Source organism: Paracoccus sanguinis, assembly GCF_900106665.1.
Lineage (GTDB): Bacteria > Pseudomonadota > Alphaproteobacteria > Rhodobacterales > Rhodobacteraceae > Paracoccus > Paracoccus panacisoli.
Genome location: NZ_FNNA01000003.1, coordinates 300,146 through 323,490, shown reverse-complemented (window position 1 = coordinate 323,490; position 23,345 = coordinate 300,146). Strand labels below are relative to the sequence as shown.

The 23,345-nt window shown below is 69.8% G+C and carries 18 protein-coding genes; 12 read left to right on the top strand and 6 right to left on the bottom strand.

Going from position 1 to position 23,345, the window contains the following annotated elements; genetic code table 11:
* The first annotated feature begins 56 nt into the window (after positions 1-56).
* The 6 genes from BLW17_RS12690 to BLW17_RS12665 all read left to right on the top strand — a co-directional run bounded on the left by BLW17_RS12690 (position 57) and on the right by BLW17_RS12665 (position 7,955).
* The gene (locus tag BLW17_RS12690; protein WP_036736512.1) at positions 57-593 is read left to right on the top strand and encodes a c-type cytochrome; all 537 of its coding nucleotides are present in this window, start codon (positions 57-59) and stop codon (positions 591-593) included.
* A gap of 265 nt (positions 594-858) precedes the next feature.
* Positions 859-2,736, top strand: a complete 1,878-nt coding sequence (locus BLW17_RS12685; protein ID WP_139306008.1) for an extracellular solute-binding protein — start codon at positions 859-861, stop codon at positions 2,734-2,736.
* 46 nt (positions 2,737-2,782) lie between these two features.
* Entirely contained in the window at positions 2,783-3,862 is a 1,080-nt protein-coding gene (locus BLW17_RS12680; RefSeq protein WP_036712163.1) for a microcin C ABC transporter permease YejB, read from the top strand.
* A complete protein-coding gene (locus tag BLW17_RS12675; RefSeq protein ID WP_036704216.1) occupies positions 3,859-4,959 on the top strand; it encodes an ABC transporter permease in 1,101 nt (366 codons plus the stop codon). Before BLW17_RS12680 ends, BLW17_RS12675 begins: the two co-directional genes overlap by 4 nt.
* Positions 4,956-6,713, top strand: coding sequence for an ABC transporter ATP-binding protein (locus BLW17_RS12670; protein ID WP_083388373.1), 1,758 nt, complete (start codon positions 4,956-4,958; stop codon positions 6,711-6,713). Before BLW17_RS12675 ends, BLW17_RS12670 begins: the two co-directional genes overlap by 4 nt.
* A 21-nt stretch (positions 6,714-6,734) precedes the next feature.
* Positions 6,735-7,955 carry a glycosyltransferase gene (locus BLW17_RS12665; protein ID WP_036735934.1) on the top strand — a complete coding sequence of 407 codons (1,221 nt, stop codon included), beginning with the start codon at positions 6,735-6,737 and terminating at the stop codon, positions 7,953-7,955.
* 7 nt (positions 7,956-7,962) lie between these two features.
* On the opposite strand, the gene BLW17_RS12660 is transcribed toward BLW17_RS12665, so the two are convergent.
* Positions 7,963-9,822, bottom strand: a complete 1,860-nt coding sequence (locus tag BLW17_RS12660) for an ABC transporter ATP-binding protein (protein WP_036735937.1) — start codon at positions 9,820-9,822, stop codon at positions 7,963-7,965.
* A gap of 280 nt (positions 9,823-10,102) precedes the next feature.
* Between BLW17_RS12660 and BLW17_RS12655 the strand changes: the two genes are divergently transcribed.
* Together BLW17_RS12655 and BLW17_RS12650 are read left to right on the top strand one after the other, a co-directional pair.
* Entirely contained in the window at positions 10,103-10,774 is a 672-nt protein-coding gene (locus tag BLW17_RS12655; RefSeq protein ID WP_081969234.1) for a TRAP transporter small permease subunit, read from the top strand.
* Positions 10,771-12,732, top strand: a complete 1,962-nt coding sequence (locus BLW17_RS12650) for a TRAP transporter large permease (protein ID WP_036735940.1) — start codon at positions 10,771-10,773, stop codon at positions 12,730-12,732. The genes BLW17_RS12655 and BLW17_RS12650 overlap by 4 nt, the downstream gene beginning before the upstream one ends.
* 182 nt (positions 12,733-12,914) lie before the next feature.
* On the opposite strand, the gene BLW17_RS12645 is transcribed toward BLW17_RS12650, so the two are convergent.
* A complete protein-coding gene (locus BLW17_RS12645) occupies positions 12,915-14,138 on the bottom strand; it encodes a TRAP transporter substrate-binding protein (protein ID WP_074826731.1) in 1,224 nt (407 codons plus the stop codon).
* 324 nt (positions 14,139-14,462) lie between these two features.
* Here BLW17_RS12645 and BLW17_RS12640 point away from each other — a divergent pair, with 324 nt between their 5' ends.
* The 3 genes from BLW17_RS12640 to BLW17_RS12630 all read left to right on the top strand — a co-directional run bounded on the left by BLW17_RS12640 (position 14,463) and on the right by BLW17_RS12630 (position 17,340).
* Positions 14,463-15,332 (top strand): ABC transporter permease, encoded by an 870-nt coding sequence (locus BLW17_RS12640; protein WP_036700761.1) that lies wholly within the window; start codon positions 14,463-14,465, stop codon positions 15,330-15,332.
* Positions 15,329-16,162 carry an ABC transporter permease gene (locus tag BLW17_RS12635; protein ID WP_036732981.1) on the top strand — a complete coding sequence of 278 codons (834 nt, stop codon included), beginning with the start codon at positions 15,329-15,331 and terminating at the stop codon, positions 16,160-16,162. The genes BLW17_RS12640 and BLW17_RS12635 overlap by 4 nt, the downstream gene beginning before the upstream one ends.
* A gap of 86 nt (positions 16,163-16,248) precedes the next feature.
* Positions 16,249-17,340 carry an ABC transporter ATP-binding protein gene (locus BLW17_RS12630; protein WP_036710115.1) on the top strand — a complete coding sequence of 364 codons (1,092 nt, stop codon included), beginning with the start codon at positions 16,249-16,251 and terminating at the stop codon, positions 17,338-17,340.
* Positions 17,341-17,494: 154 nt separating this feature from the next.
* Here the strand turns inward: BLW17_RS12630 and BLW17_RS12625 are convergent, their stop codons facing one another.
* The 3 genes from BLW17_RS12625 to BLW17_RS12615 all read right to left on the bottom strand — a co-directional run bounded on the left by BLW17_RS12625 (position 17,495) and on the right by BLW17_RS12615 (position 21,105).
* A complete protein-coding gene (locus BLW17_RS12625) occupies positions 17,495-17,866 on the bottom strand; it encodes a DUF1850 domain-containing protein (RefSeq protein WP_036732978.1) in 372 nt (123 codons plus the stop codon).
* Complete coding sequence (locus BLW17_RS12620) at positions 17,863-19,950, bottom strand: TRAP transporter permease (RefSeq protein WP_074826729.1); 2,088 nt, start codon at positions 19,948-19,950, stop codon at positions 17,863-17,865. Before BLW17_RS12620 ends, BLW17_RS12625 begins: the two co-directional genes overlap by 4 nt.
* A 201-nt stretch (positions 19,951-20,151) precedes the next feature.
* On the bottom strand, positions 20,152-21,105 hold the full coding sequence (locus BLW17_RS12615) for a TAXI family TRAP transporter solute-binding subunit (protein WP_036732975.1): 954 nt from the start codon (positions 21,103-21,105) through the stop codon (positions 20,152-20,154).
* A 243-nt stretch (positions 21,106-21,348) separates the two neighbouring features.
* Here BLW17_RS12615 and BLW17_RS12610 point away from each other — a divergent pair, with 243 nt between their 5' ends.
* Positions 21,349-22,515: an ABC transporter substrate-binding protein gene (locus BLW17_RS12610; protein ID WP_036732972.1), complete on the top strand. Its 1,167-nt coding sequence runs from the start codon at positions 21,349-21,351 to the stop codon at positions 22,513-22,515.
* A gap of 20 nt (positions 22,516-22,535) precedes the next feature.
* Here the strand turns inward: BLW17_RS12610 and tpiA are convergent, their stop codons facing one another.
* Positions 22,536-23,273, bottom strand: coding sequence for a triose-phosphate isomerase (tpiA, locus tag BLW17_RS12605; protein ID WP_036732969.1), 738 nt, complete (start codon positions 23,271-23,273; stop codon positions 22,536-22,538).
* Positions 23,274-23,345 lie beyond the last annotated feature (72 nt).

Sequence of the window (23,345 nt, the reverse complement as noted above, 5' to 3'; positions counted from 1 at the left end):
GTGAAAGCGGATAGATAGCGCCCAGACAGAGCTGAGGCCGCAGGGGAATACGCGCGATGTTCAACACGATGACGGTGACGAAGGCGGCCGGTGCGCTGATCGGGTCACTGCTGTTCCTGATGCTGGCCTCGTGGTTCGCCTCATCGCTCTATCACGTCGGCCCCGCGGGCCACGCCGCCGAGGGCGAGGAAGCGCCGCAGGCCTACCGCATCGCGGTCGAGGATGCCGCCCCGGCCGAGGGCGGCGCCGCCGCCGAGGAAGGCCCGGACTTCGCCACGCTGCTGGCCGCCGCCGACCCCGCCAAGGGTGAGCGCGCCTTCGGCAAGTGCAAGTCCTGCCACAAGATCGACGGGACCGACGGCGTCGGCCCGCACCTGAACGGCGTCGTGGAGCGCGACAAGGCATCGGTCGCCGGCTTCAAATACTCGCAGGCGGCGATGGACATGCCCGGCGTCTGGACGCCCGAGAACCTCAACGGGTTCGTGACCAGCCCGCGTGAGTACATGCCGGGCACCAAGATGACCTTCGCCGGGATCAAGAGCGCCGCCGAGCGCGCCGACCTGATCGCCTATCTGGCGACCACCACGCAGTAATCGGCGCTTCGCCGGACCAACGACCCGACCGCGCGACGGCTCTGCCGCTCGCGCCGTTCGTCTTTCCGCGGCGGTGTCCCGGCCGCGGCATCCGGCCTCGTGTCACATTCCCGACATGGCGCTTGCCGCCAGCCCGACCGCTGCCTTAGCGTCAGCTGGCCAGCGGCGCCCGACGGGTCGCCGTGGCGCGGAAGACCGAGGCCGCGCGGGCCGCGAGATGACGGATGGAATGGCGCGCCCGGGCGGCGCGCAAACGGGGGACGGCATGGTGCGACATCTTGTTCTGGCCGCGGGCCTGGCCCTGACCGGCACCGCGGCTTGGGCCCAGACCCCCGCTGCCCCGGCGGCACCGGATGCCGCCGCGGGCACCATCGTCGCGCATGGCGTCTCGACCTTCGGCGACCTCGCCCTGCCGGCCGACTTCCCGCATTTGCGCTATGTGAACCCCGACGCGCCCAAGGGCGGCGAGATGAGCCAGTGGGCGCCGGGCGGGTTCGACAGCTACAACCCCTACACGATCAAGGGCCGGGCGGCGGCCCTCTCGACGGTGATGCTGGAAAGCCTGCTGACCGCGCCCGCCGACGAGATCGGCGCCGCCTACTGCCTCCTCTGCGAGACGGTGGAGTACCCGCCGAGCCGCGATTGGGCGATCTTCACCCTGCGCGAGGGGATCCGGTTCTCGGATGGCACGCCGATGACCTCGGCCGACGTGCTGTTCTCGTACGAACAACTGCGCGACAAGGGCCTGTCGTCCTTCCGCGCGGTGATCGCGCAGATGGTCGCCAAGGCCGAGGTGCTGGACGACCGGAGGGTGCGCTTCACCTTCACCCCCGACTACCCGCGCCGCGACGTGATCCAGGCGGCGGGCGGGCTGCCCATCTTCTCGAAGGCGGATTTCGAGGCGAATCATCGGGATCTGGGGGAAAGCTCGAACCTGCCCTATGTCGGCTCGGGCCCTTATCTCTTCGACCGCGCCGACATCGGCCGCTCGGTGAGCTGGAAGCGCAACCCGGATTACTGGGGCGCCAACCTGCCGATCAACATCGGCCGCAATAACTTCGACCGCATCCGCATCGAGTACTTCGGCGACTACGAAAGCGCCTTCGAGGCGTTCAAGGCCGGCGAATACCGCTTTCGCAACGAGGCCTCCTCGATCAACTGGGCGACCCGCTACGACTTCCCCGCCTTCACCCAGGGCTGGGTGAAGAAGGAGGAGCTGGCCGACGGCAACGTGGCGAACGGGCAGGCCTGGGCCATCAACCTGCGCCGGCCGCAGTTCCAGGACGTGCGGGTGCGCGAGGCGCTGGGGCTGCTCTTCAACTTCGAATGGGCCAACCAGACGCTGTTCTACGGGCTCTACGAGCGGGTGAAGGGCTTCTGGGACAACTCACCGCTGTCCGCGTCGGGCCTGCCCTCGCCGGGCGAACTCGCCCTGCTCGAGCCGCTGCGCGCCGATCTGCCCGAGGCGGTGTTCACCGCCGACGCCTTCGTCCCCCCTGTGAGCGGCGAGCGCCAGCTCGACCGCGGCAACCTGCGCCGGGCCGCGCAGTTGCTGGACGCGGCGGGGTGGGTGATCCCCGAGGGCGCCCGCGACGGGTTGCGGCGCAAGGACGGTCAGACGCTTCGGGTGCAGATCCTGAACGAAAGCCAGACCTTCGACCGGGTGATCAACCCCTATGTCCAGAACCTGCGCGCCGCCGGCATCGACGCCGTGCACGAGCGGGTGGACGACGCCCAGCTCGAGGACCGCAAGCGCAACCACGACTTCGACCTCATCAACGTGCATCTGGGCCAGGACCTGATCCCCGGCGCCGGGCTGCAGCAGTATTTCGGCTCGAAGGCCACCGGCGACGTGTTCAACGCCATGGGGCTGGCCAACCCGGCGGTCGACGCGCTCATCACCCAGGTCGAGGCCGCCACCACGCAAGAAGAGCTGACGACCCGCGTCCACGCCCTCGACCGGGTGCTCAGGGCGCTGCATTTCTGGGTGCCGCAGTGGTTCAAGGGCAAGCACACCGTGGCCTACTGGGACATGTATGCTCACCCCGAGACGCTGCCGCCCTACTCGCTCGGCGAACTTGATTTCTGGTGGTACGACGCCGATAAGGCGGCAAAGCTGAAAGAGGCCGGGGCGATCCGCTGACGCCACCGGCCCCAAGAGCGCGATCGCGCCGGGGCAGGGACGAGGAATGGGCGCATATCTTCTGCGGCGGCTGCTGCTCATCGTCCCGACGCTCATCGGGATCATGCTGGTCAATTTCACCCTGACGCAGTTCGTCCCCGGCGGGCCGATCGAGCAGATCGTGGCCCGCGTGCAGGGCGAGGGCGACGTGTTCCGCAACATCGCCGGCGGCGGCGACGCGGGGCAGGGCGGCGCCACGACCGAGCGCTATGCCGGCGCCCAGGGCCTGCCGCCCGAGTTCATCGCCGAGCTGGAAAAGGAGTTCGGCTTCGACAAGCCCGCGCCGGTGCGGTTCCTGACCATGCTCGGCAACTACCTGCGCTTCGACTTCGGCCAGTCGTGGTTCCGCTCGATCTCGGTTGTCGATCTGGTGCTGGAAAAGATGCCCGTCTCGATCACGCTCGGGCTGTGGTCGACGCTGCTCGCCTATCTGATCTCGATCCCGCTCGGCATCCGCAAGGCGGTGCGAGACGGCACCCCCTTCGACACCTGGACCTCGAGCGCGATCATCGTGGGCTACGCCATCCCCGGCTTCCTCTTCGCGGTGCTGCTGATGGTGCTGTTCGCCGGCGGGAGCTACTGGAAGATCTTCCCGCTGCGTGGCCTCACTTCGGACAACTTCGCCGACCTCAGCCTGATCGGGAAGATCAAGGACTACCTCTGGCACATCACCCTGCCGGTGACGGCCGCGACGATTTCGAGCTTCGCGACGCTCACCCTGCTGACCAAGAACAGCTTTCTGGACGAGATCAACAAGCAGTACGTGATGACCGCCCGCGCCAAGGGCCTGACCGAGGGGCGCGTGCTCTACGGCCATGTGTTCCGCAACGCGATGCTGATCGTGATCGCGGGCTTTCCGGCGCTGTTCCTCGGCGTGTTCTTCGGCTCGTCGATCCTGATCGAGACGATCTTCTCGCTCGACGGCCTCGGCCGGCTGGGGTTCGAGGCAGCCGTCCAGCGTGACTATCCGGTGATCTTCGGCACGCTCTACGTCTTCGGCCTCATGGGCCTTCTGGTCGGCATCCTGTCTGACCTGATGTATGTGCTGGTCGACCCGCGCATCGACTTCGAGAAGCGCGCCGGATGACGCTCTCGCCGCTCAACCAGCGCCGCTGGCGCAACTTCCGCCGCAATGGCCGAGCGTTCTGGTCGCTCGTGATCTTCACGCTGCTGTTCGTGGCCTCGCTCTTTGCCGAGCTGATCGCCAACGACAAGCCGATCCTCGTCCAGTACCGCGGCGAGTATTTCGTCCCCGCCTACCGCTTCTACCCCGAGACGGCGTTCGGCGGCGATTTCGGGACCGAGGCGAACTACAAGGACCCGGTCGTGGCCTGTCTCATCGCCTCGGGCGGGGTCGAGGATTGCCTCGACGACCCCGAGGCGACGCAGGCGGCCATCGCCGCGGGCACGCTGACCGAGGGGGTCGAGAGGGGCTGGGCGATCTGGCCGCCGATCCCCTATCACTTCCGCACCATCAACGACGTGGGCACCGCACCTTCGGCGCCCGACCGGGCGCATTGGCTCGGCACCGACGACACCGCCCGCGACGTCGCCGCGCGGGTCATCTACGGGTTCCGGGTCTCGATCCTCTTCACCCTGATCGTCACCGCCGTCTCGTCGGTCATCGGCATCGCGGCGGGCGCGGTGCAGGGCTATTTCGGCGGCCGCACCGACCTGATCTTCCAGCGCCTGCTCGAGATCTGGGGCTCCACCCCCTCGCTTTACGTCATCATCATCCTGTTCGCGATTCTGGGGCGCAGCTTCTGGCTGCTGGTGTTCGTCTCGATCCTGTTCGGTTGGCCGGCGCTCGTCGGCGTGGTGCGGGCCGAGTTCTTGCGCGCGCGTAACTTCGAATATGTCCGCGCCGCCCGTGCGCTCGGGGTGGGCGACCGCACCATCATGTTCCGCCACATCCTGCCGAACGCCATGGTGGCCACGCTGACGATGCTGCCCTTCGTCGTGACCGGCACCATCGCCTCGCTCGCGGCGCTCGACTACCTCGGCTACGGGCTGCCCGCCTCGGCGCCCTCGCTGGGCGAGCTGGCACTTCAGGCCAAGCAGAACCTGCAGGCGCCGTGGCTCGGCTTCACCGCCTTCTTCACCTTCGCGATCATGCTGTCGCTCCTGGTGTTCATCTTCGAGGGCATCCGCGACGCCTTCGACCCGCGCAAGACCTTCAAATGAGCGATCCGCTGCACCCCCCGGCGGCGGCCGTCCCGCCCGTGCAACCCAGCCCAGGCGCCGCCGCGGCCGTCCCGGCCCCGCCCTCGGCCCCCGCCCCCCTCGGGCTGGACCCAAATATCCCGGGGTCCGGGGCAGCGCCCCGGTCCGACTCACCCCACCCCGCACCGGTCCTCGAGGTCCGCGACCTCACCGTGGCCTTCCGCACCGAGGGCCGCCGCAGCCTCGCCGTCCGCGGGGTCAGCTTCACCGTCGGCCGCGGCGAGACGGTGGCGCTGGTGGGCGAATCCGGCTCGGGCAAGTCCGTCACCGCGCTCAGCACCGTTCAGCTTCTGGGCGACGCGGCCGAGCTGTCGGGCAGCGTCCGCTATGAGGGCGCCGAGATGATCGGCGCGCCCGAGCCGCGTCTGCGCGCCATCCGCGGCAACGACATCAGCTTCGTCTTCCAGGAGCCGATGACCTCGCTCAACCCGCTCCACACGATCGAGCGGCAGCTGGCGGAAAGCCTCGCCCTGCACCAAAACCTCACGGGTGCGGCGGCGCGGGCGCGGATCGTCGAGCTGCTGGAAAAGGTCGGCATCCGCGACGCGGCCTCGCGGCTCGCCGACTACCCCCACCAGCTTTCCGGCGGGCAGCGGCAGCGGGTGATGATCGCGATGGCGCTTGCCAACGGCCCCGAACTGCTGATCGCGGATGAGCCGACCACCGCCCTCGACGTCACCATCCAGGCGCAGATCCTCGACCTGCTGGCCGACCTGAAGCGCGACGAGGGGCTGTCGATGCTGTTCATCAGCCACGACCTCGGGATCGTGCGGCGCATCGCCGACCGGGTCTGCGTGATGAAGGACGGCGAGATCGTCGAGCAGGGCCCGGTCGAGGCGATCTTCGCCAACCCGCAGCACCCCTACACCCGGAAACTCCTCGCCGCCGAACCGGCAGGCGCGGCCGACCCCATCGACCCCGCGGCACCCGAGGTGGTGGCCACCCGCGACCTCAAGGTGTGGTTCCCGATCAAGCGCGGCTTCCTGCGCCGCACCGTGGGCCACATCAAGGCGGTGAACGGCGCGACGCTCAGCGTCCGCGCGGGCGAGACGCTGGGGATCGTCGGCGAATCCGGCTCGGGCAAGACCACGCTCGCGCTTGCCATCATGCGGCTGATCGAGAGCGAGGGACCGATCGTCTTTCTCGGCCGCGACATCTCGCGCCTCTCGGGCCGCGCGCTGCGCCGGCTGCGCCGGGACATGCAGATCGTCTTCCAGGACCCCTACGGCAGCCTCTCGCCGCGGATGACCGTGGGCCAGATCATCGCCGAGGGCCTCGGCGTCCACGGCGTCGAGAAGGGCCGCGACCCGCGCCAGATGGTGGCCGAGATCATGGCCGAGGTCGGGCTCGACGCGGGCGCGATGGATCGCTACCCGCACGAGTTCTCGGGCGGCCAGCGGCAGCGCATCGCCATCGCGCGGGCGATGATCCTGCGCCCCAAGGTGGTGGTGCTGGACGAGCCGACTAGCGCGCTCGACATGACGGTGCAGGTGCAGATCGTGGACCTGCTGCGGGGGTTGCAGCGCAAATACGGGCTCGCCTTCCTGTTCATCAGCCACGATCTGCGGGTGGTGCGCGCCATGTCGCACCAGATCCTCGTCATGCGCGCGGGCGAGGTGGTCGAGCAGGGGCCGGCCGACCGGCTCTTCGCCGCGCCTGCCAGCCACTATACCCGGGCCCTGATGGCAGCGGCCTTTCGCGATCACCGAGACTGAAGCCGAGACCACGGGCGTTTGATGAAGATCCTGTTCGTCCACCAGAATTTCCCTGGCCAGTTCCCCCATCTCGCCCCCGCCCTCGCCGCCCGCGGGCACGAGGTGCTGGCCCTGACCGACGAGAAGAACCACCGCCCCTCCCCGGTGCGGGTGGTGAAATACGCCGCCCCCCCCGAGGTCACGACCAGCCACCCGCTGGGCCGCACCTACGCCCAGATGGCCGAGCGCGGCTGGCTCGCCGCCCGCGGGGCGCGGGCGCTCAGGGACCGGCACGGCTATCGGCCGGACGTGATCGTGGGCCACTCGGGCTGGGGCGAGACGCTGTTTCTGCGCGAGATCTGGCCCGAGGCGCGGCTCTTGGTCTATGCCGAGCTTATGTATCGCACCCAGGGGCAGGACGTGGGCTTCGACCCCGAGATCTCGCCCGGCACCGACGAGGCGCGGGTCTCGACCATCGCCCGGGGCGCGCATCTCATCCAGGGGCTGGTGATGGCGGACGCGGGGCTCTCGCCCACCCGCTACCAGGCCGAGAGCTTCCCGCCCGAGCTGCGCCAAAAGCTGACGGTGATCCACGACGGGATCGACACCGACCGGGTCCGCCCCGACCCCGCGGCGCGGCTGACCCTGCCCACCGGGCAGGTGCTCAAGCCCGGCGACGAGGTCTTGAGCTACGTCAGCCGCTCGCTCGAGCCCTACCGCGGCTTTCACCGCTTCATGCGGGCGCTGCCCGAGGTACTGGCGGCGCGCCCCGCGGCGCAGGTGGTCATCGTCGGCGGCGACGGGGTCAGCTACGGCAGCAAGCCGAAGGACGGCGAAAGCTGGAAGTCGAAGATGCTGGCCGAACTGGACGGCAAGCTGCCGCTCGACCGCATCCATTTCCTCGGCCGCGTGCCCTATCCCACCTACCTGTCGTTGCTGCAGGTCGCACGGGTGCACTGCTACCTGACCTATCCCTTCGTGCTGTCGTGGTCGCTGACCGAGGCGATGGCGGCGGGGCCGCTGATCGTCGCCTCGGACACCGAGCCGGTGCGGGAACTCGTCACCGAAGGCGAGCACGGGCGGCTGGTCGATTTTTTCGATCAGCCCGCGCTGGTCGCGGCGTTGGTCCGGGGCCTCGACGGCGACCCCGACGCCGCGCGCCTGACCGCCGCCGCGCGCGCGCGGATCGTCGCGGACTACGACCTGACGCGGGTCAGCCTGCCGAAGCTCGTGGAGTGGGTGGAGCGGGCCGGGCCCGGCTAGGCTCGCCTCACCGATACCCCTCGGCCTGCAACTCGAAGAGCTCGCGATACCGCCCGTCCTGCGCCAGCAGCTCTTCGTGGGTGCCCTGCGCCTCGACCCGGCCGCCCTCGAGCACCAGAATCCGGTCGGCCATCCGCACTGACGAGAAGCGGTGCGAGATCAGCACCGCGGTCTTGCCCGAGGACAGCTCCTTGAAGCGCTGGAAGACCTCGTATTCGGACCGCGCGTCCAGCGCCGCGGTCGGCTCGTCCAGGATCAGCACCTGCGCGTCGCGCATGTAGGCCCGCGCGATGGCGATCTTCTGCCACTCGCCGCCCGACAGCTCGACGCCGTTGGCAAAGCGCTTGCCGATCATCTGGTCGTAGCCCGCCGGCAGCCGCGCGATCACCCGGTCGGCGAGCGCCCGTTCGGCCGCCGCCTTCACCCGCGCGGCGTCCTCGCGCGCCGCAATCCGGCCGACCGCGATGTTGTCCCCCGCACTCAGGTTGAAGCGCACGAAATCTTGGAAGATCACCCCCATCGCGCCCCTGAGCGCGTCGAGGTCGTAGTCCCGCAGGTCGCGCCCGTCCAAGAGGATGCGCCCCTCGTCGGGGTCGTAGAGCCGGGCGAGCAGCTTGACGAGCGTGGTCTTGCCGGCCCCGTTCTCGCCCACCAGCGCCAGCGTCTCGCCGGCGTGCAGCGTGAAGTCGAGCCCGCGCACCGCCCAGCGGGTGCTGCCGGGATAGTGAAAACCCACGTTCTCGAAGCGGAACCCCTCGCGGATCGGGTTCGGGACGGGCAGGGGGTTCGGGGGCGAGGCGATCTCGGGTGCCACCCGGAAGAACTCGAACAGGTCGTCGAGATAGAGCGCCTGCGCTGCGACCTGGCCGAAGCCGGTGAGCAGGTTCTCCATCAGCGTCCTGAGGCGCTGGAACGACCCGGCGAGGAAGGTCAGGTCGCCGAGGCTCAGGTGCCCGGTGACCGTCTGCGCCACGATCCAGACATAGGCCGCGTAATAGCCGAGCGTGCCCAGCCCCGCGAACAACGCCCCCCAGGCGGCGCGGGCCTGCGCCACGGCGCGGTTCTGGGCGTAGAAACGCCGCGCCAGCGTGAGGTAACGGTCGCGCAGGAATCGGTCGAGGCCGAAGATCTTGATCTCCTTGGCCGTGTCGGCGCTGGCGGCGATCTGGCGGACATAGTCCATCTCGCGCCGCTCGGGCGTGCGGCCGTAGTCGAGCGAATAGCTGCGGGCGTTGAAATGCGCCTCGCCCAGGAACGCCGGGATCAGCGTGAGCAGCAGCAGGGCCACCAGCCACGGGTTATAGGCGAGAAGCCCGCCCGCGAAGCTCAGCACCGTGATCAGGCTCTCGATCTGCCCGAAGAGCTGGCCCATCAGCGACATCCGGAAGGCCGTCTGCCGCCGCGCGCGGTCGAGCTTGTCCTGGAATACCGCGTCCTCGAAATCCTCGAGGTCGAGCGTCGCCGCATGGTCCATGAGCCGGGTCGAGAGATCGTTGGTCAGCCGCTCGGAGAGCAGGCTGTCCACCAGCCCGATGAGCCGCGTGAGCACGTCCTGCAGGATGGCGAGCCCCAGCTCGGCCGCGAGCATCCAGCCGAGGCCTGCGGCAAGGCCTGCGTCCCACCACGCCCCGATCGTGTCGGGCGCGTCGGGCAGGGCGGCCAGCCGCACCACCTCGTCCACGATCAGCTTGCCGACATAAAGCGTGGCGACCGGGATCAGCGCGCGCGTCAGCCGCAGCACGATGGTGGCCAGCGCAAGGCCGGGGCCCGCGCGCCAGACGAGCCGCAGGAACGGGGGCACGTTGCGCATCGCCGCCCAGCGGTCGCGGAAGCTGCGGGGGGCCTGGCGGGCCTCGAAGGGGGGCATGGGCGCGGCCTCGTGCGGCTGGATCGGGTGGGGCCGGCGCGGCCGGGCGTCCGCGACGGCGTGGGTCTGGGGCGGCCTCCGGGTGCTGCGGCAGCGGGCCGAAGCGCCGCGCGCGCGGGCCGCGAGGCGGTCGCGCCGGGCCGGCCCGGCGCGACGCGGAAACGCTTGACCGGGCGGGTCTGGCTCGGCCATACCGCAGGCCTGCAAAAGCCGCAAATGGCGCAACGTCACGCGTGACGCCGCCGCGCAAAGATCGCGGCGCGCAAGGGGGGAACAGACGATGGGCGGCCTTCTGGCCATGTCTCGCGGCATCGACCGCGTCAACACGGTGATCGGCCGCGGGGTGAGCTGGCTGATCCTCGTGGCCATTCTGGTGAGCGCGGGGAACGCGATCAGCCGCAAGGTCTGGTCGATCTCGTCGAACGCCTGGCTCGAACTGCAGTGGTATCTCTACGGCGCGGCCTTCCTGCTCGCCGCGGCCTACACGCTGCTCGAGAATGAACATATCCGCATCGACATCATCTATGGCGGGCGCAGCCGGCGCACGCAGCACTGGATCGACCTGATCGGCCACCTGCTGTTCCTGATGCCCTTCGTCATCCTGATGATCTGGCTGATGGTGCCGTGGCTGCAGCGCTCGATCGCGTCGGGCGAGCGGTCGATGAACGCCGGCGGCCTGATCCTGTGGCCGGCCAAGGCGCTGCTGCTCGCAGGCTTCATCCTGCTGTTCTTCCAGGGGATTTCCGAGATCATCAAGAAGATCGCGGTGATGCGCGGCGATCTGCCCGACACCCAGGCGCATGTGTCGTCCCACACCCCGGCGGTCGAGATCGACGACCGGATGCTGGCCGAGGCGGGGTTTGCCAGCCCCGACCACCCGGTGACCGACCAGATGATCGACCACCCGCGCGATCATAACCGCAACTACACCGACCGGGACGTCCGCAAATGATGGAGATCATCGCCCACAACATGGCGCCCATCATGTTCGCGAGCCTCGTGGCATTCCTGCTGCTGGGCTATCCGGTCGCCTTTGCGCTGGCCGCGAACGGGCTGCTGTTCTTCATCATCGGCGTCGAGCTGGCCCCCCTCTCGGGCGGCGAGATCAACCTGAGCTGGAACCTGCTCTACGCCATGCCCGAGCGGCTCTGGGGCCTCTTGAGCAACGAGACATTGCTGGCCATCCCCTTCTTCACCTTCATGGGGATCGTGCTCGAGAAATCGGGCATGGCCGAGGATCTGCTCGACACCATCGGCCAGCTCTTCGGCCCGGTGCGCGGGGGCCTTGCCTACGCGGTCATCATCGTCGGCGCGCTGCTGGCGGCGACCACCGGCGTGGTGGCGGCGAGCGTGATCGCCATGGGCCTCATCTCGCTGCCGATCATGTTGCGCTATGGCTATGACCGGCGCATCGCCTCGGGCGTCATCGCGGCGTCGGGGACGCTGGCGCAGATCATCCCGCCCAGCCTCGTGCTGATCGTGCTGGCCGACCAGCTCGGCCGGTCGGTCGGCGACATGTACAAGGGCGCGATGATCCCGGGCCTCGTGCTGACCGCGCTCTACATGGCCTATGTCTTCGTGATGTCGATCATGCGGCCCGAGTCGATGCCGGCGCTGCCGAAAGAGGCGCGGACGCTCGGCTCGGGCGTCACCTCGCTGATCGTGGCGCTGCTGATCGGCGCGGGGGTCTTCTACGGCTTCTGGCACTGGCTGCACCCGACCCAGGGCGCCAACGCCGACATCCTCGCGGCGGCGGCGGCCATCGCGGTGATCTATGTCGCGGCGCTGCTCGACAAGTCGATGGGCGCCAACGTGATGAGCCGGCTCGCGCAGCAGGTCATCATCGTGCTGATCCCGCCGCTGGCGCTGATCTTCCTGGTGCTGGGCACGATCTTCCTCGGCATCGCCACGCCGACCGAGGGCGGCGCGATGGGCGCGGTCGGGGCGCTGATCCTCGCCGGTCTCAAGGGCCGGCTGGGCGGCGGGGTAATCCCGCAGGCGCTCGCCTCGACCACGCGGCTGTCGTCCTTCGTGATGTTCATCCTCGTCGGCGCGCGGGTGTTCTCGCTCACCTTCTACGGCGTGAACGGGCACCTGTGGGTCGAAGAGCTGCTGACCAGCCTGCCGGGCGGCGAATACGGCTTCCTGATCGTCGTCTCGATCCTCGTCTTCCTGCTGGCTTTCTTCCTCGACTTCTTCGAGCTGGCGTTCATCATCGTGCCGCTGCTGGCGCCGGCGGCCGAGAAGCTGGGGATCGACCTGATCTGGTTCGGGGTGCTGCTCGGGGTCAACATGCAGACCTCGTTCATGCACCCGCCCTTCGGCTTCGCGCTGTTCTTCCTGCGATCCGTGGCGCCCAAGATCCCCTACAAGGACAAGGTCACGGGCCGGATGATGGAGCCGGTGAAGACCAGCCAAATCTATTGGGGGGCGGTGCCCTTCGTGGTGATCCAGCTGGTGATGGTGGGGCTTGTGATGGCCTTCCCGCAGATGGTCATGCACTACAAGGGCAAGCCCGTGGACATGTCGCAGGTCCGCATCGAGGTGCCGATGGGCGGCGGCAGCGGCGGGCTGGGCGGCCTTGGTGGCGGCCTGGGCGGCGGGCTCGGCGGTCTGGGCAGCCCGTTCGGCGCCCCGGCTGCTCCTGCGGCGCCGGGTGCCCCCGCGGCGCCGGCCGCGGGTGGGCTGGGCGGTCTCGGGACGCCGAACTTCGGCACCCCGGCGCCGGCCCCGGCGCCCGCAGCGCCGGCCTCGGGTGGGCTGGGGGGACTGGGCGCGCCGAACTTCGGCAGCCCGGCCCCGGCCCCGGCTGCCCCTGCGGCGCCTGCGGCTCCGGCACCCGCTGCGCCGGCACCGGCGGCGGGTGGGCTCTCCGGTCCTCCGCCGGGCCTCGCCCCGCCGTCGAACTGACGCGCAGCCCCGACGATAAATGGGCGGCCCTCGGGCCGCCCTTCTTCATTTCCGAACGGGGGTCGAGCGACCCCTCCGAGGCGCTCCAGTCCACCCGCCGCCCCGCACAAACGAAAACCGCCGCCCCGGTCGGGGGCGGCGGTCCGGGCTCGTGCCGCGCGCGCGGCGCGCGGCGTCGCGGATCAGTTGCTCGCGGGCGCGGCCGGCGCGGCGGGCGCCGCATCGGCCGGGGCAGCCGGCGCCGCATCGGCCGGGGCCGCGGCAGGTGCCGCATCTGCGGAGGCCAGCTTGTTGTTGCGCTGCTGGATCATCATCATCGTGTCGAAGGTGTAATCCGTCGTCTGCTGGTACAGGTACCAGTCGTTCAGATAGGCCTTCTGCGCGTCCCACTGGGCCTTGAACGCCGGGTTCTGGCCCGCCAGCTCCTCATAGAGCGCGCGCGAGGCGTCGAACGCGGCGACCATCACGTCCTCGGGGAACGGCCTCAGCTGGGCGCCCGCGGCGACCAGGTTCTTCAGCGCGGTGGGGTTCTTGTAGTCGTATTTCGACAGGGTGTTCTGGTCGACCGCCTGGCAGGCCGTGCGCAGCAGCGACTTGTAGCTGTCGGGCAGCTCGTTCCACTTGGCGAGGTTGATGAACATCCCCACCGTCGGCCCGCCTTCCCAGAAGCCCGGGTAGTAGTAGTAGGGCGCGACCTTCTGGAAGCCCAGCTTCTCGTCGTCATAGGGGCCGACCCACTCGGCGGCGTCGATGGTGCCCTTTTCGAGCGACGGGTAGATGTCGCCGCCGGCGATCTGCTGGGGCACCACGCCCAGCTTCTCCATCACCTTCCCGGCGAGGCCCGAGATCCGCATCTTGAGGCCCTTCATGTCCTCGAGCGACTTGATCTCTTTCCGGTACCAGCCGCCCATCTGCGCGCCGGTGTTGCCGACCGGGAAGCAGATCAGGTTCTGGGTGGCTAGAAACTCGTTGTACTTGTCGATGCCGCCGCCCTGGTAGTTATAGGCGGCCTTCGAGCGGGCGTTGAAGGTGAAGGGCAGGTCGGCGCCGGGCGCGAAGGCCGGGTCCTTGCCCCAGTTGTAGTAGCCGACCGAGTTCGACACTTCGACCGTGCCGTCCGAGGTGGCGTCGATCGCCTGCAGGCCCGGGACGATCTCGCCGGCGGCGAAGACCTGCAGGTTGAACTTGCCGTCGGTCGCCTCTTTCAGGCGGGTCGCCACGTCCTCGGCGCTGCCGTAGATCGTGTCGAGCGACTTGGGGAACGACGAGGCGACGCGCCAGTTGATCGTCGGCGCCTCCTGCGCGATGGCGGGGGCGGCCAGCGTGGCCCCCGCGGCGGCGGCGGCGCCGCCGATCCCGGCGCGGGTCAGGAACGCCCGGCGGTCGAAATGGGTCTTCTCAGTCATAGTCTTCCTCCACTGTCGCGGACGCGGTGTCAGACCCGCGCGCCGCCCTTGATGCGCCGGCAGATTGCACCGCCCGCCGTCACCTGTCGAGACATCCATATCGGCAACCGGGCGGTTTTCGCGCCGCCTGCCACCGCCCCCCGGCACCACCCCCGAGACCACCCCCGACACCGCCCCCCGCTGCCCGCGCCGCAGGCAGAGCGCGGGGCGCCGCCGCGGCCACGCCGCAGCCGGCGCGAATCCGCTTTTCCTTCGCCAACCCATATGGTTCTGATGCGAGGCAGACGGACGCCGCCGGGATCTATGGGGGGAGCGCAGAGCGACATGGCATCGGCCAGCGGATCGGAATCGGCCCAGGGGCTGCGGATCATCACCCCGCCATTGCTTTACGCGCTGGCGATGCTGGCGGTGCCGCTGCTGACCATCCTCGCCTATTCCTTCTTCAAGGACGGCTACCAGACCATCATCCGCGAGTTCACGCTCGAGAACTATCGCGCGGTCTGGGCCGACCCGATCTTCCGCACGCTCATGCTGCGCTCGCTCTTCGTGGCCGGGCTGGTGACGGTGGTCACGGTGCTGCTGGCGTTTCCGGTCGCCTATTTCCTGTCCTTCGTGGTCCGCCCCGAGCGCAAGTCGCTGTGGCTGTTCCTGATCACCATCCCGTTCTGGACCAGCTACCTGATCCGGGTATTCTTGTGGAAGGTGATCCTCGGCTACAACGGGGTCATCAACTCGGGGTTGAAGAGCCTCGGGATCATCGAGCAGCCGCTGTCGTTCCTGCTCTACAACACCGGCTCGATCGTGGTGACGCTGGCGCACGCCTATGCGCCCTTCGCGATCCTGCCGATCTACGTCGCGCTGGAAAAGATCGACCGCTCGCTGCTCGAGGCCGGGCGCGACCTCGGCGAAAGCCGTGCCATGACCTTCTGGCGGGTGACGCTGCCGCTGGCCATGCCGGGGGTGCTGGCGGCGGTGCTGATCGTCTTCATCCCGACCATCGGGGACTACGTGACGCCCACGATCATCGGCGGCGGCAAGATCCCGATGGTGGCGAACCTCATTCAGGCGCAGATGCTCGACATCGACAACAAGCCGCTCGGCTCGGCCATCGCCATCACCGCGATGCTGATCGTGACGCTGCTCGCGCTGGTGTTCCTGTTCCTCAACCGCCGCTTCCTCAAGGTGCGGGCATGAGCGGGGTGCGCGCCAGCGGCCGGGGGCCCGGCGGGGGCCTCAAGGCCTACGCCATCGCCTATCTGCTGTTCCTCTACGCTCCGATCCTGCTGCTGCCGGTCTTCGCCTTCAACAACGGCACGATCATCGCCTTTCCGCTCAAGGGCTTCACGACCGAGTGGTTCGCCCAGATGTGGGGCAACGCGACGCTGCGCCGGGCGCTGATGAACTCGCTGACCATCGCGGTCAGTTCGTCGATCCTCGCCACCTGCCTCGGGCTCTTCGCCGCCCGCGCCTCGACCCGGTTCTCGTTCCCCTTCAAGGCCCCGATCATGGGGCTGATCATGCTGCCGCTGGTGCTGCCCGAGATCATCATCAGCGTGTCGCTGCTGGTGGTGCTGCTGGGGCTCGGGGTGCAGCTCTCGGTGCTGACGGTGATCCTCGGGCACACGCTGATCTGCATGCCCTACACGGTGGCGATCCTCTCGACCGCCTTCTCGTCGCTCGACCGCTCGCTCGAGGAGGCCGCGCAGGACCTCGGCGAAACGAAGTGGAGCGCGTTCCGGCTGGTGATCCTGCCGCTGGTGATGCCGGGCATCATCTCGGCGCTGCTGATGAGCTTCACCATCAGCCTTGACGAGTTCATCATCGCCTTCTTCCTCGCCGGCAACGAGCCGACGCTGCCCACCTACATCTTCAGCCAGCTCAGGTTTCCCAAGTCGATCCCGATGATCATGGCGCTCGGGACGGTTCTGGTGGGCCTGTCGATCCTGCTGCTGACGATCGCCGAATATTTCCGCCGCCGCGGTGTTGCCCGCACCGGCCAGAAGGACAGCGGAGGCTTCCTGTGACCGCCCCACACGCGCAACCCGCCCCGAGCTACGCCCCGGCCCGCGATGCCGCCGGCCGCCCGACGCCCATCGCCGAGCGCAAGCCGATGATCGAGTGCCGCGAGGTGCACAAGTACTACGGCGATTACCACGCGCTCAGGGGCATCGACCTGACCATCCGCGAGGCCGAGTTCTTCTCGCTGCTCGGGCCGTCGGGCTGCGGCAAGACCACGCTGCTCAGAACCATCGCCGGGTTCGAGGACATCTCCTCCGGGGTGGTGCTGATCGACGGCAAGGACATGGCGGACGTGCCGGCCAACGTCCGGCCCACGAACATGGTGTTCCAGTCCTACGCCATCTTCCCACACCTGACGGTGGCCGAGAACGTGGCCTTCGGTCTGCGCCGCGACCCGCGCTCGCGCGCCGACAAGGCGGCGGCGGTGGATGAGGCGCTGGCGATGGTGGGCTTGCGCGGCTACGGGGCGCGGGCGGCGCACGCGCTCTCGGGCGGGCAGCGGCAGCGGGTGGCGCTGGCGCGGGCGCTGATCCTCAAGCCCAAGGTGCTGCTCCTGGATGAGCCGCTCTCGGCGCTCGACCGCAAGATGCGCGAGCAGATGCAGCTCGAGCTGATCAAGCTGCAACGGCAGGTCGGCATCACCTTCGTCCTCGTGACCCACGACCAGGAGGAGGCGCTGGTCATGTCCGACCGGATCGCCGTCATGTTCGAGGGCCAGATCGCCCAGCTCGACTCGGCCGAGGCGCTCTACACCCGCCCGGCGAGCCGCCGGGTCGCGGATTTCATCGGGGTGATGAACTTCCTGCCGGCCCGCATCCTGGGCGAAAGCCGCGACGCGGTGACGGTCGAGGCGCCGGGCTTCGGCCGGGTGGACATTCCCGCCGCCAACGTCAGCCACGCGGACGCGGGCGACGCCAGCCCCTCGATCGGCTTCCGCCCCGAGGCGGTGACGCTGCTCGCCGCGAACGCTCCGGCCAGCGACCGCGTGACCGAGGGGATCATCGACGAGGTCGTCTATTACGGCGACATGAGCTATTACGACGTGATGCTCGCGGGCGAGGGGTTCGACGGCGAGCACGAGGTGCGGATCTCGATGCGCAACGTCTTCGGGCGCGAGTTGCCGGACCTCGGCACCCGCGTCCGCGTCGGCTGGTCGCCCGGCTCGCTGATCCTGTTCCGCTGACACCCCGCGGGTCTGCCCGCGCTCCGCAGGCTCGGCGGAAGACGAGCCACCGGCCCGTGAATAGCCTCGCTCCCCTCGCAACCCGAGGCCCCCCTCGGGCTGGACAAAAATATCCTCGGGGGGTCCGGGGGGCAGACAGCCCCCCGGTCCGGCATCAGCCGCCCACGGTGCCCTCGGGGCAGGGCCGCAGCGTCACCGGCGCGCCCGCGACCGCGCCCAGTTCGCGGCAGCCGCCGTCGGTGCAGAGCGTCCAGCCGCCGCCCGTCGCCCCCGACGCGGCGAGCGTCACCTCGGGGACGGACCGCTCCGGCTGCCAGACCCACCAGCCGTCGCGCTCGACCGCACCCTCGCCGGGCTCCATCCCCGCGCCCGAGCCGCGCACCCGCGCCTCGGCCAGCACCAGCCGGTTGCCCTCGACGCGCCAGCGCTCCTCCCAGCGGACCCGCTCGACCGAGTGGGTCCAGCCGAGGGAGAAGCCGCTACTCACAGCCAGGGCCACGGCCCCGGCCATGAGGCAGGCGCTCATGCGGCGACCGCGCGGCGCTGGCTCATCCAGATCCAGCCGATGCAGGCGAGCGACAGGGCAAAGCCCACCGCATCGCTCCACGTCGCGGCATAGACGAGCATGAAGGCCGAGATCATCGCAAAGGCGCGCTCGGCCAGGTTCAGCTTGCGGCCCATCCACCCGATCACCGCGATCCCCCACAGGCCGATCGCCAGCACCGTCTTGACCACGATATAGACCACCGCCGGCGCGTAGCCGATGGCGGTGGCAAGCGGCCCGCCGTCCTGCAGCATCAGGGCGGGGGTGTAGACCGCCATGAACGGGATCACGAAGCCCGCGGCGGCGATCTTGATCGCCTCCATGCTGATCTTGAGGCCCGACTCGCGCGCGATGGGGGCGGCGGCAAAGCAGGCCAGCGCCACCGGCGGGGTCAGGTCGGCCAGGATGCCGAAGTAGAACACGAACATGTGGCTGACGATCAGCGGCACGCCCAGCTGCAAGAGCGCGCCCCCGGCGATGGTCGAGGTGATGATGTAGTTGGGGATCGTCGGAATCCCCATCCCGAGGATGAGGCAGGTCACCATCGTCAGGACCAGCGACAGGAACAGGTTGCTCTCGCCCACCGAGACGATGAAGCCGCCGAAGGTGGTGGCCGCCCCGGTCAGGGTCATCGTGCCGATCACGATGCCGACCAGCGCACAGGCCACGCCGACCGGCAGCGCCGTCTTGGCCCCGTCGGCAAGGCTGTCCACGACCATCGCGACCGTCGCCCGCCCGCCGCGGGTCAGCGCGTTGAGCAGGATCAGCGCCGAGACGAGCGCGCCGACCAGCGGCATCGACAGCCGCAGGTCCTGCGAAAAGATCCACGCGCAGATGAGCCCGAGCCCGACCCAGACGATGGCGCGCAGCACCACCGAGGGCAGCCCCAGCGCCACCGACCCGCCGAGGATCAGCACGATCGTCAGCGCCAGGCCGATGGTGCCCGCGTACAGCGGGGTGGTGCCGGAAAAGAGCAGCCAAACCAGCACTGCGAGCGGCAGGATCAGATACCAGCCCTCCTTCAGCGCCGCCATGGGCGAGGGAAGCTGCGACTTGGGCATCCCCACCAGCCCGCGCCGCCCGGCCTCGAGGTGGACCATCCAGAACGCCGCGCCGAAATAGAGGATCGCGGGGATGAGCGCCGCCTTGACGATCTCGACGTAGTGCACGCCCAGCGTCTCGGCCATGATGAAGGCGACGGCGCCCATCACCGGCGGCATGATCTGCCCACCCATCGAGGCGGTCGCCTCGACCCCGCCGGCGAAGGCCGGGCGATAGCCGAAGCGCTTCATCAGCGGGATGGTGAACTGCCCGGTGGTCACGACGTTGGCCACGCCCGAGCCCGAGATCGTGCCCATCAGCGCCGACGAAAACACCGCCACCTTGGCCGGCCCGCCGAGCAGGTGCCCGACCAGACCCAGCGACACGTCGGTGAAGAGCTTGATCATCCCGGCCTTTTCGAGGAACGCCCCGAACAGGATGAAGAGGAAGATGTAGGAAGAGCTGACATAGGTCGGGATGCCGTAGATCCCTTCCGTCCCATAGGCCATGTGCTCGATCACCTGCGCCGCGTCATAGCCGCGGGTCTGCAAGAGCCCCGGCGCATACTGCCCGAAGAAGCAGTAGAGCAGGAACACCCCGGCGATGATCGGCAGCGCGATCCCCATCTCGGCCCAGGCGGCGAGGAACACGGTGATCAGCGCCAGCACCCCGATCACGAGGTCCATCTGGCTGGGGTCGCCGGCGCGCAGCAGCAGCGGCTCGTACTCGACCCACTGGTAGATCGCGACCGCGCCGCCGGTCAGGGCCAGCGCCCAGGCCGCGGCCTGCACGGCCGGGCCCCTGCCGCGGGCCAGCGCGATCAGCGGGAAAACCAGCAGCATCAGGAAGCCCACGTGCATCGCCCGCACGACCTGGCTCGGCAGGTCGATGAAATGCGCCGCGGTGGCGATCTGGAACACCGAGAAGGCGACGGCGATGCCCCAGAGCAGCCGGCCCTGAAGTCCCGGCGGGAAGCTGTCGGCAAGGGGATCGTGGATCGCCAGCTCCTGCGCGCCGGGCGGCATCCGGTGCGGGTGGTCCGGCGTGGCCGGGGGGGCGTGCGGCGCGCGGGCGGGGGAGGGGGGCTGCATCATGCACCTGGATTGTCAGGGGAAGGGAGGGGGCGCCGACCCTCCGCGCGACGTGGCGCGGCAGGGTGGTCGCGGGACGAGAACGGCCCCGGCGCAGCGCTGCACCGGGACCGCGAGCCGGTCAGAGCAGGCGCCTTACTTCAGGACGCCGGCCTCGCGGTAGTAGCGCTCGGCGCCCGGGTGCAGCGGGATCGGCAGGTTCTCGGCCGCCTTCGCCACGTCGATGGCCTTGCCCGCCGCGTGCGCCGCCTTGACGGTGTCGAGGTTCTCGAACAGCTGCTTGGTCATCTGGTAGACGGTTTCCTCGGGCACCCCGTCATGGGTCACGAGGATGTTCGTCACCGACGCGGTCGGCACATCGGCCGCCTGCCCGTCATAGGTGTCGGCCGGGATCGTCGCGGCGTGATAGGCGCCGCCGAGCTTGGCCACCAGGTCGGCGGGCACCGGGATCACGGTGATCGGGGTCGAGGTCGCCAGGTCCTTGAGCGACGCGACGCCCAGCCCCGCGGACTGCAGCGTGGCGTCAAGCTGGCGGTTCTTCATCAGCTCGACCGATTCGGCGAAGGGCAGGTACTCGACCTTGGCCAGATCGGCATAGCTCATCCCGGCGGCCTCGAGGATGGCGCGGGCGTTCAGCTCGGTCCCCGACTTGGCCGCGCCGACCGACAGGCTCTTGCCCTTGAGATCGGCGAGCGAAGCGATGCCCGAATCCTTCGAGGCGACGATCTGGATGTAGTTCGGATAGATCGCGCCGATCGCGCGCAGCTTGTCGAGCTTGCCCTTGAAGCCGGCCTCCTCGTCGCCCTCCCACGCCATCTGGACGCTGTCGCCGAGCGCGAAGCCCGCCTCGCCCTTGCCCTGCTGCAGCAGGTTGAGGTTCTCGACCGAGGCCTTGGTGGCCTGCACCTGGGTCCGCGCGTCGGGGATGCCCTTGGCCCAGATCTCGGACATGGCGACGCCCATCGGGTAATAGACCCCCGAGGTACCGCCGGTCAGGACGTTGATGAACTCGGCCGCCGAGGCGGTGAGCGGGGCGCCGACGAGGGCGGCCGCGGTGGCCGCAGCGGCGGCAAGGCGGGTGATGCGCATGGGGTAGTCTCCTCCGGGTGTTGGGACGGTCGCGGTCGTGACGCCGCGTCGTGACGCGCGCACCATGCGGCACGCGGGGGGGATGGATCAACCCGTCCGAACGGCCGCATGGCGCGGTCCGCGGCCGACCGGGCGCGTGGCGGCCCCCGCGCCTGGGGCCGAAGGGGCGCGAGAGACCGCTTGCGCGGCGCCGCGCCGTCATGGCCTAGTCGCCGCCGTCCGCCAGCTGAACGAGGCTTTTCGATGCACCGACGCACCCTTCTGACCGGCGCCGCCGCGGCCCTCGCCGGCGGGTTTGCCGCCCCCGCCCTGGCGCAGGACCGCGCGCTCAAGGTCGGGCTGATCCTGCCGCTCACCGGCCCGTTTGCGGCCTACGGCCAGCAGATGCAGGCGGGGTTCCAGCAATATCTCGACACCCAGGGCGCCGCCGCGGCGGGGCGGCGGATCGAGCCGGTGATCGCCGATGACGGCGGCATCGCCGACACCACCCGCCGCATCGCGCAGGAGATGGTGACCTCGGGCGGGATCGAGGTGCTGGGCGGCTTCGGCCTGACCCCGCTCGCGCTCGCCGCGGCGCCTGTCTCGGCCCGCGCGGGCGTGGCGCAGATCGTCATGGTCGCGGCGACCTCTGCCGTGACCGAGGCCTCGCCGATGATCGTGCGCACCAGCTACACCACCCCGCAGGTGACGAGCGTGATCGCCCGGTGGATGGCCGGCGACGGGATCGGGCAGGCGATGACGCTGGTGACCGACTACGGCCCCGGCCACGACGCCGAGGCGAGCTTCGCCAAGGTCTTCGCCGAGGCCGGCGGCACCGTCGCGGGCAGCCTGCGGGTGCCGCTGCGCGACCCGGACTTCGCGGCCTTCCTGCAGCGCGTGGTGGACGCGAAGCCGCAGGCGCTGTTCGTGTTCCTGCCATCCGGGATCGGCGCGCCGTTCCTCAAGCAGTGGGTCGAGCGCGGCCTCGACCGGTCGGGCATCCGGCTGGTCGCGGACGGCTCGGTGACCGACGACATCGTGCTGCCGCAGATGGGGGATGCCGCGCTGGGGTTGGTGACGGGGCTGCACTACAGCGCCGCCCTGCCGACCGAGGCGAACCGCGCCTTCGTCGCCACCTTCATGGAGCGGAACCGCACCCGCCCGAACTTCATGGCCGTGTCGGCTTACGACGGCGCCCGGCTGCTGGCCGAGGCGCTGGGGCGCACCGGCGGCGACGCCACCGGCGCGGCGCTGGTCGAGGCGATGAAGGGTGCGCGCCTCGAGTCGCCGCGCGGCCCGATCGAGATCGACGCCGCCACCCGCGACATCGTCCAGACGATCTACATGATGCGGGTCGAGGCGGTGGACGGGCAGCTGTGGAACGTGCCGTTCCACAGCTATCCGGCGGTGCGCGACCCGGCCAAGGCCTAAGCCCGGGACGGCGCGGCGGCTCAGGCCGCCGCGAGCGCCGCGACGATGGGGCCGAAATCGGCGGCCTTGAGGCTCGCCCCGCCGACCAGCGCGCCGTCCACGTTGGCGATGGCGAAGATCTCGGCCGCGTTGCCCGGCTTGACGCTGCCGCCGTAGAGCAGCGTCATCTCGGCCCCGTCCGCCAGCCGGTTGGCGAGGGCCTGGCGCATGGCGGCGTGGACCTCGGCGATCTGCTCGACGGTGGGGGTGCGGCCGGTGCCGATGGCCCAGACCGGCTCATAGGCGATGACCGTGTTGGCGGCGGTCGCCCCCTCGGGGACCGAGCCAGCGAGCTGCGCGGCGATCACGGCAAGCGTCTCGCCCGCGTCGCGTTGCGCCTCGGTCTCGCCCACGCAGATGACCGCGACGAGGCCGGCGCGATGCGCGGCCGTCGCCTTGGCGGCAACCTGCGCGTCGGTTTCGGCATGGTCGGTGCGGCGCTCCGAGTGGCCGACGATGACGTGGCTCGCGCCGGCGTCGCGCAGCTGCTCGGCGGCGATGTCGCCCGTGTGGGCGCCCGAGGCCTCGGCATGGCAGTCCTGCCCGCCGACCGCGATCCCCTTGGGCGCGGCTTCGGCCATCGGCGCGACCAGCGTGGCGGGCGGGCAGATCAGGACATCGACGCCTCCGGCTTGGGGCGCGAGCGCGGCGATCTCGGCCAGCGCGGCGCGGGTGCCGTTCATCTTCCAGTTGCCGGCGGCAAGCTTGCGGGGGGCCATCTCATCCTCCTCGATCAGGGTCGCCCCCGCCTAGCCCGGCGGCGGGCGCCCGTGCAAGAGAGGCCGGAGGGC

Bases quoted from the DNA above. Each gene is read 5' to 3' on its own strand.
- BLW17_RS12690 (WP_036736512.1), top strand. From the start codon at position 57: ATGTTCAACACGATGACGGTGACGAAGGCGGCCGGTGCGCTGATCGGG.
- BLW17_RS12685 (WP_139306008.1), top strand. From the start codon at position 859: ATGGTGCGACATCTTGTTCTGGCCGCGGGCCTGGCCCTGACCGGCACC.
- BLW17_RS12680 (WP_036712163.1), top strand. From the start codon at position 2,783: ATGGGCGCATATCTTCTGCGGCGGCTGCTGCTCATCGTCCCGACGCTC.
- BLW17_RS12675 (WP_036704216.1), top strand. From the start codon at position 3,859: ATGACGCTCTCGCCGCTCAACCAGCGCCGCTGGCGCAACTTCCGCCGC.
- BLW17_RS12670 (WP_083388373.1), top strand. From the start codon at position 4,956: ATGAGCGATCCGCTGCACCCCCCGGCGGCGGCCGTCCCGCCCGTGCAA.
- BLW17_RS12665 (WP_036735934.1), top strand. From the start codon at position 6,735: ATGAAGATCCTGTTCGTCCACCAGAATTTCCCTGGCCAGTTCCCCCAT.
- BLW17_RS12660 (WP_036735937.1), bottom strand. From the start codon at position 9,822: ATGCCCCCCTTCGAGGCCCGCCAGGCCCCCCGCAGCTTCCGCGACCGC.
- BLW17_RS12655 (WP_081969234.1), top strand. From the start codon at position 10,103: ATGGGCGGCCTTCTGGCCATGTCTCGCGGCATCGACCGCGTCAACACG.
- BLW17_RS12650 (WP_036735940.1), top strand. From the start codon at position 10,771: ATGATGGAGATCATCGCCCACAACATGGCGCCCATCATGTTCGCGAGC.
- BLW17_RS12645 (WP_074826731.1), bottom strand. From the start codon at position 14,138: ATGACTGAGAAGACCCATTTCGACCGCCGGGCGTTCCTGACCCGCGCC.
- BLW17_RS12640 (WP_036700761.1), top strand. From the start codon at position 14,463: ATGGCATCGGCCAGCGGATCGGAATCGGCCCAGGGGCTGCGGATCATC.
- BLW17_RS12635 (WP_036732981.1), top strand. From the start codon at position 15,329: ATGAGCGGGGTGCGCGCCAGCGGCCGGGGGCCCGGCGGGGGCCTCAAG.
- BLW17_RS12630 (WP_036710115.1), top strand. From the start codon at position 16,249: ATGATCGAGTGCCGCGAGGTGCACAAGTACTACGGCGATTACCACGCG.
- BLW17_RS12625 (WP_036732978.1), bottom strand. From the start codon at position 17,866: ATGAGCGCCTGCCTCATGGCCGGGGCCGTGGCCCTGGCTGTGAGTAGC.
- BLW17_RS12620 (WP_074826729.1), bottom strand. From the start codon at position 19,950: ATGCCGCCCGGCGCGCAGGAGCTGGCGATCCACGATCCCCTTGCCGAC.
- BLW17_RS12615 (WP_036732975.1), bottom strand. From the start codon at position 21,105: ATGCGCATCACCCGCCTTGCCGCCGCTGCGGCCACCGCGGCCGCCCTC.
- BLW17_RS12610 (WP_036732972.1), top strand. From the start codon at position 21,349: ATGCACCGACGCACCCTTCTGACCGGCGCCGCCGCGGCCCTCGCCGGC.
- tpiA (WP_036732969.1), bottom strand. From the start codon at position 23,273: ATGGCCCCCCGCAAGCTTGCCGCCGGCAACTGGAAGATGAACGGCACC.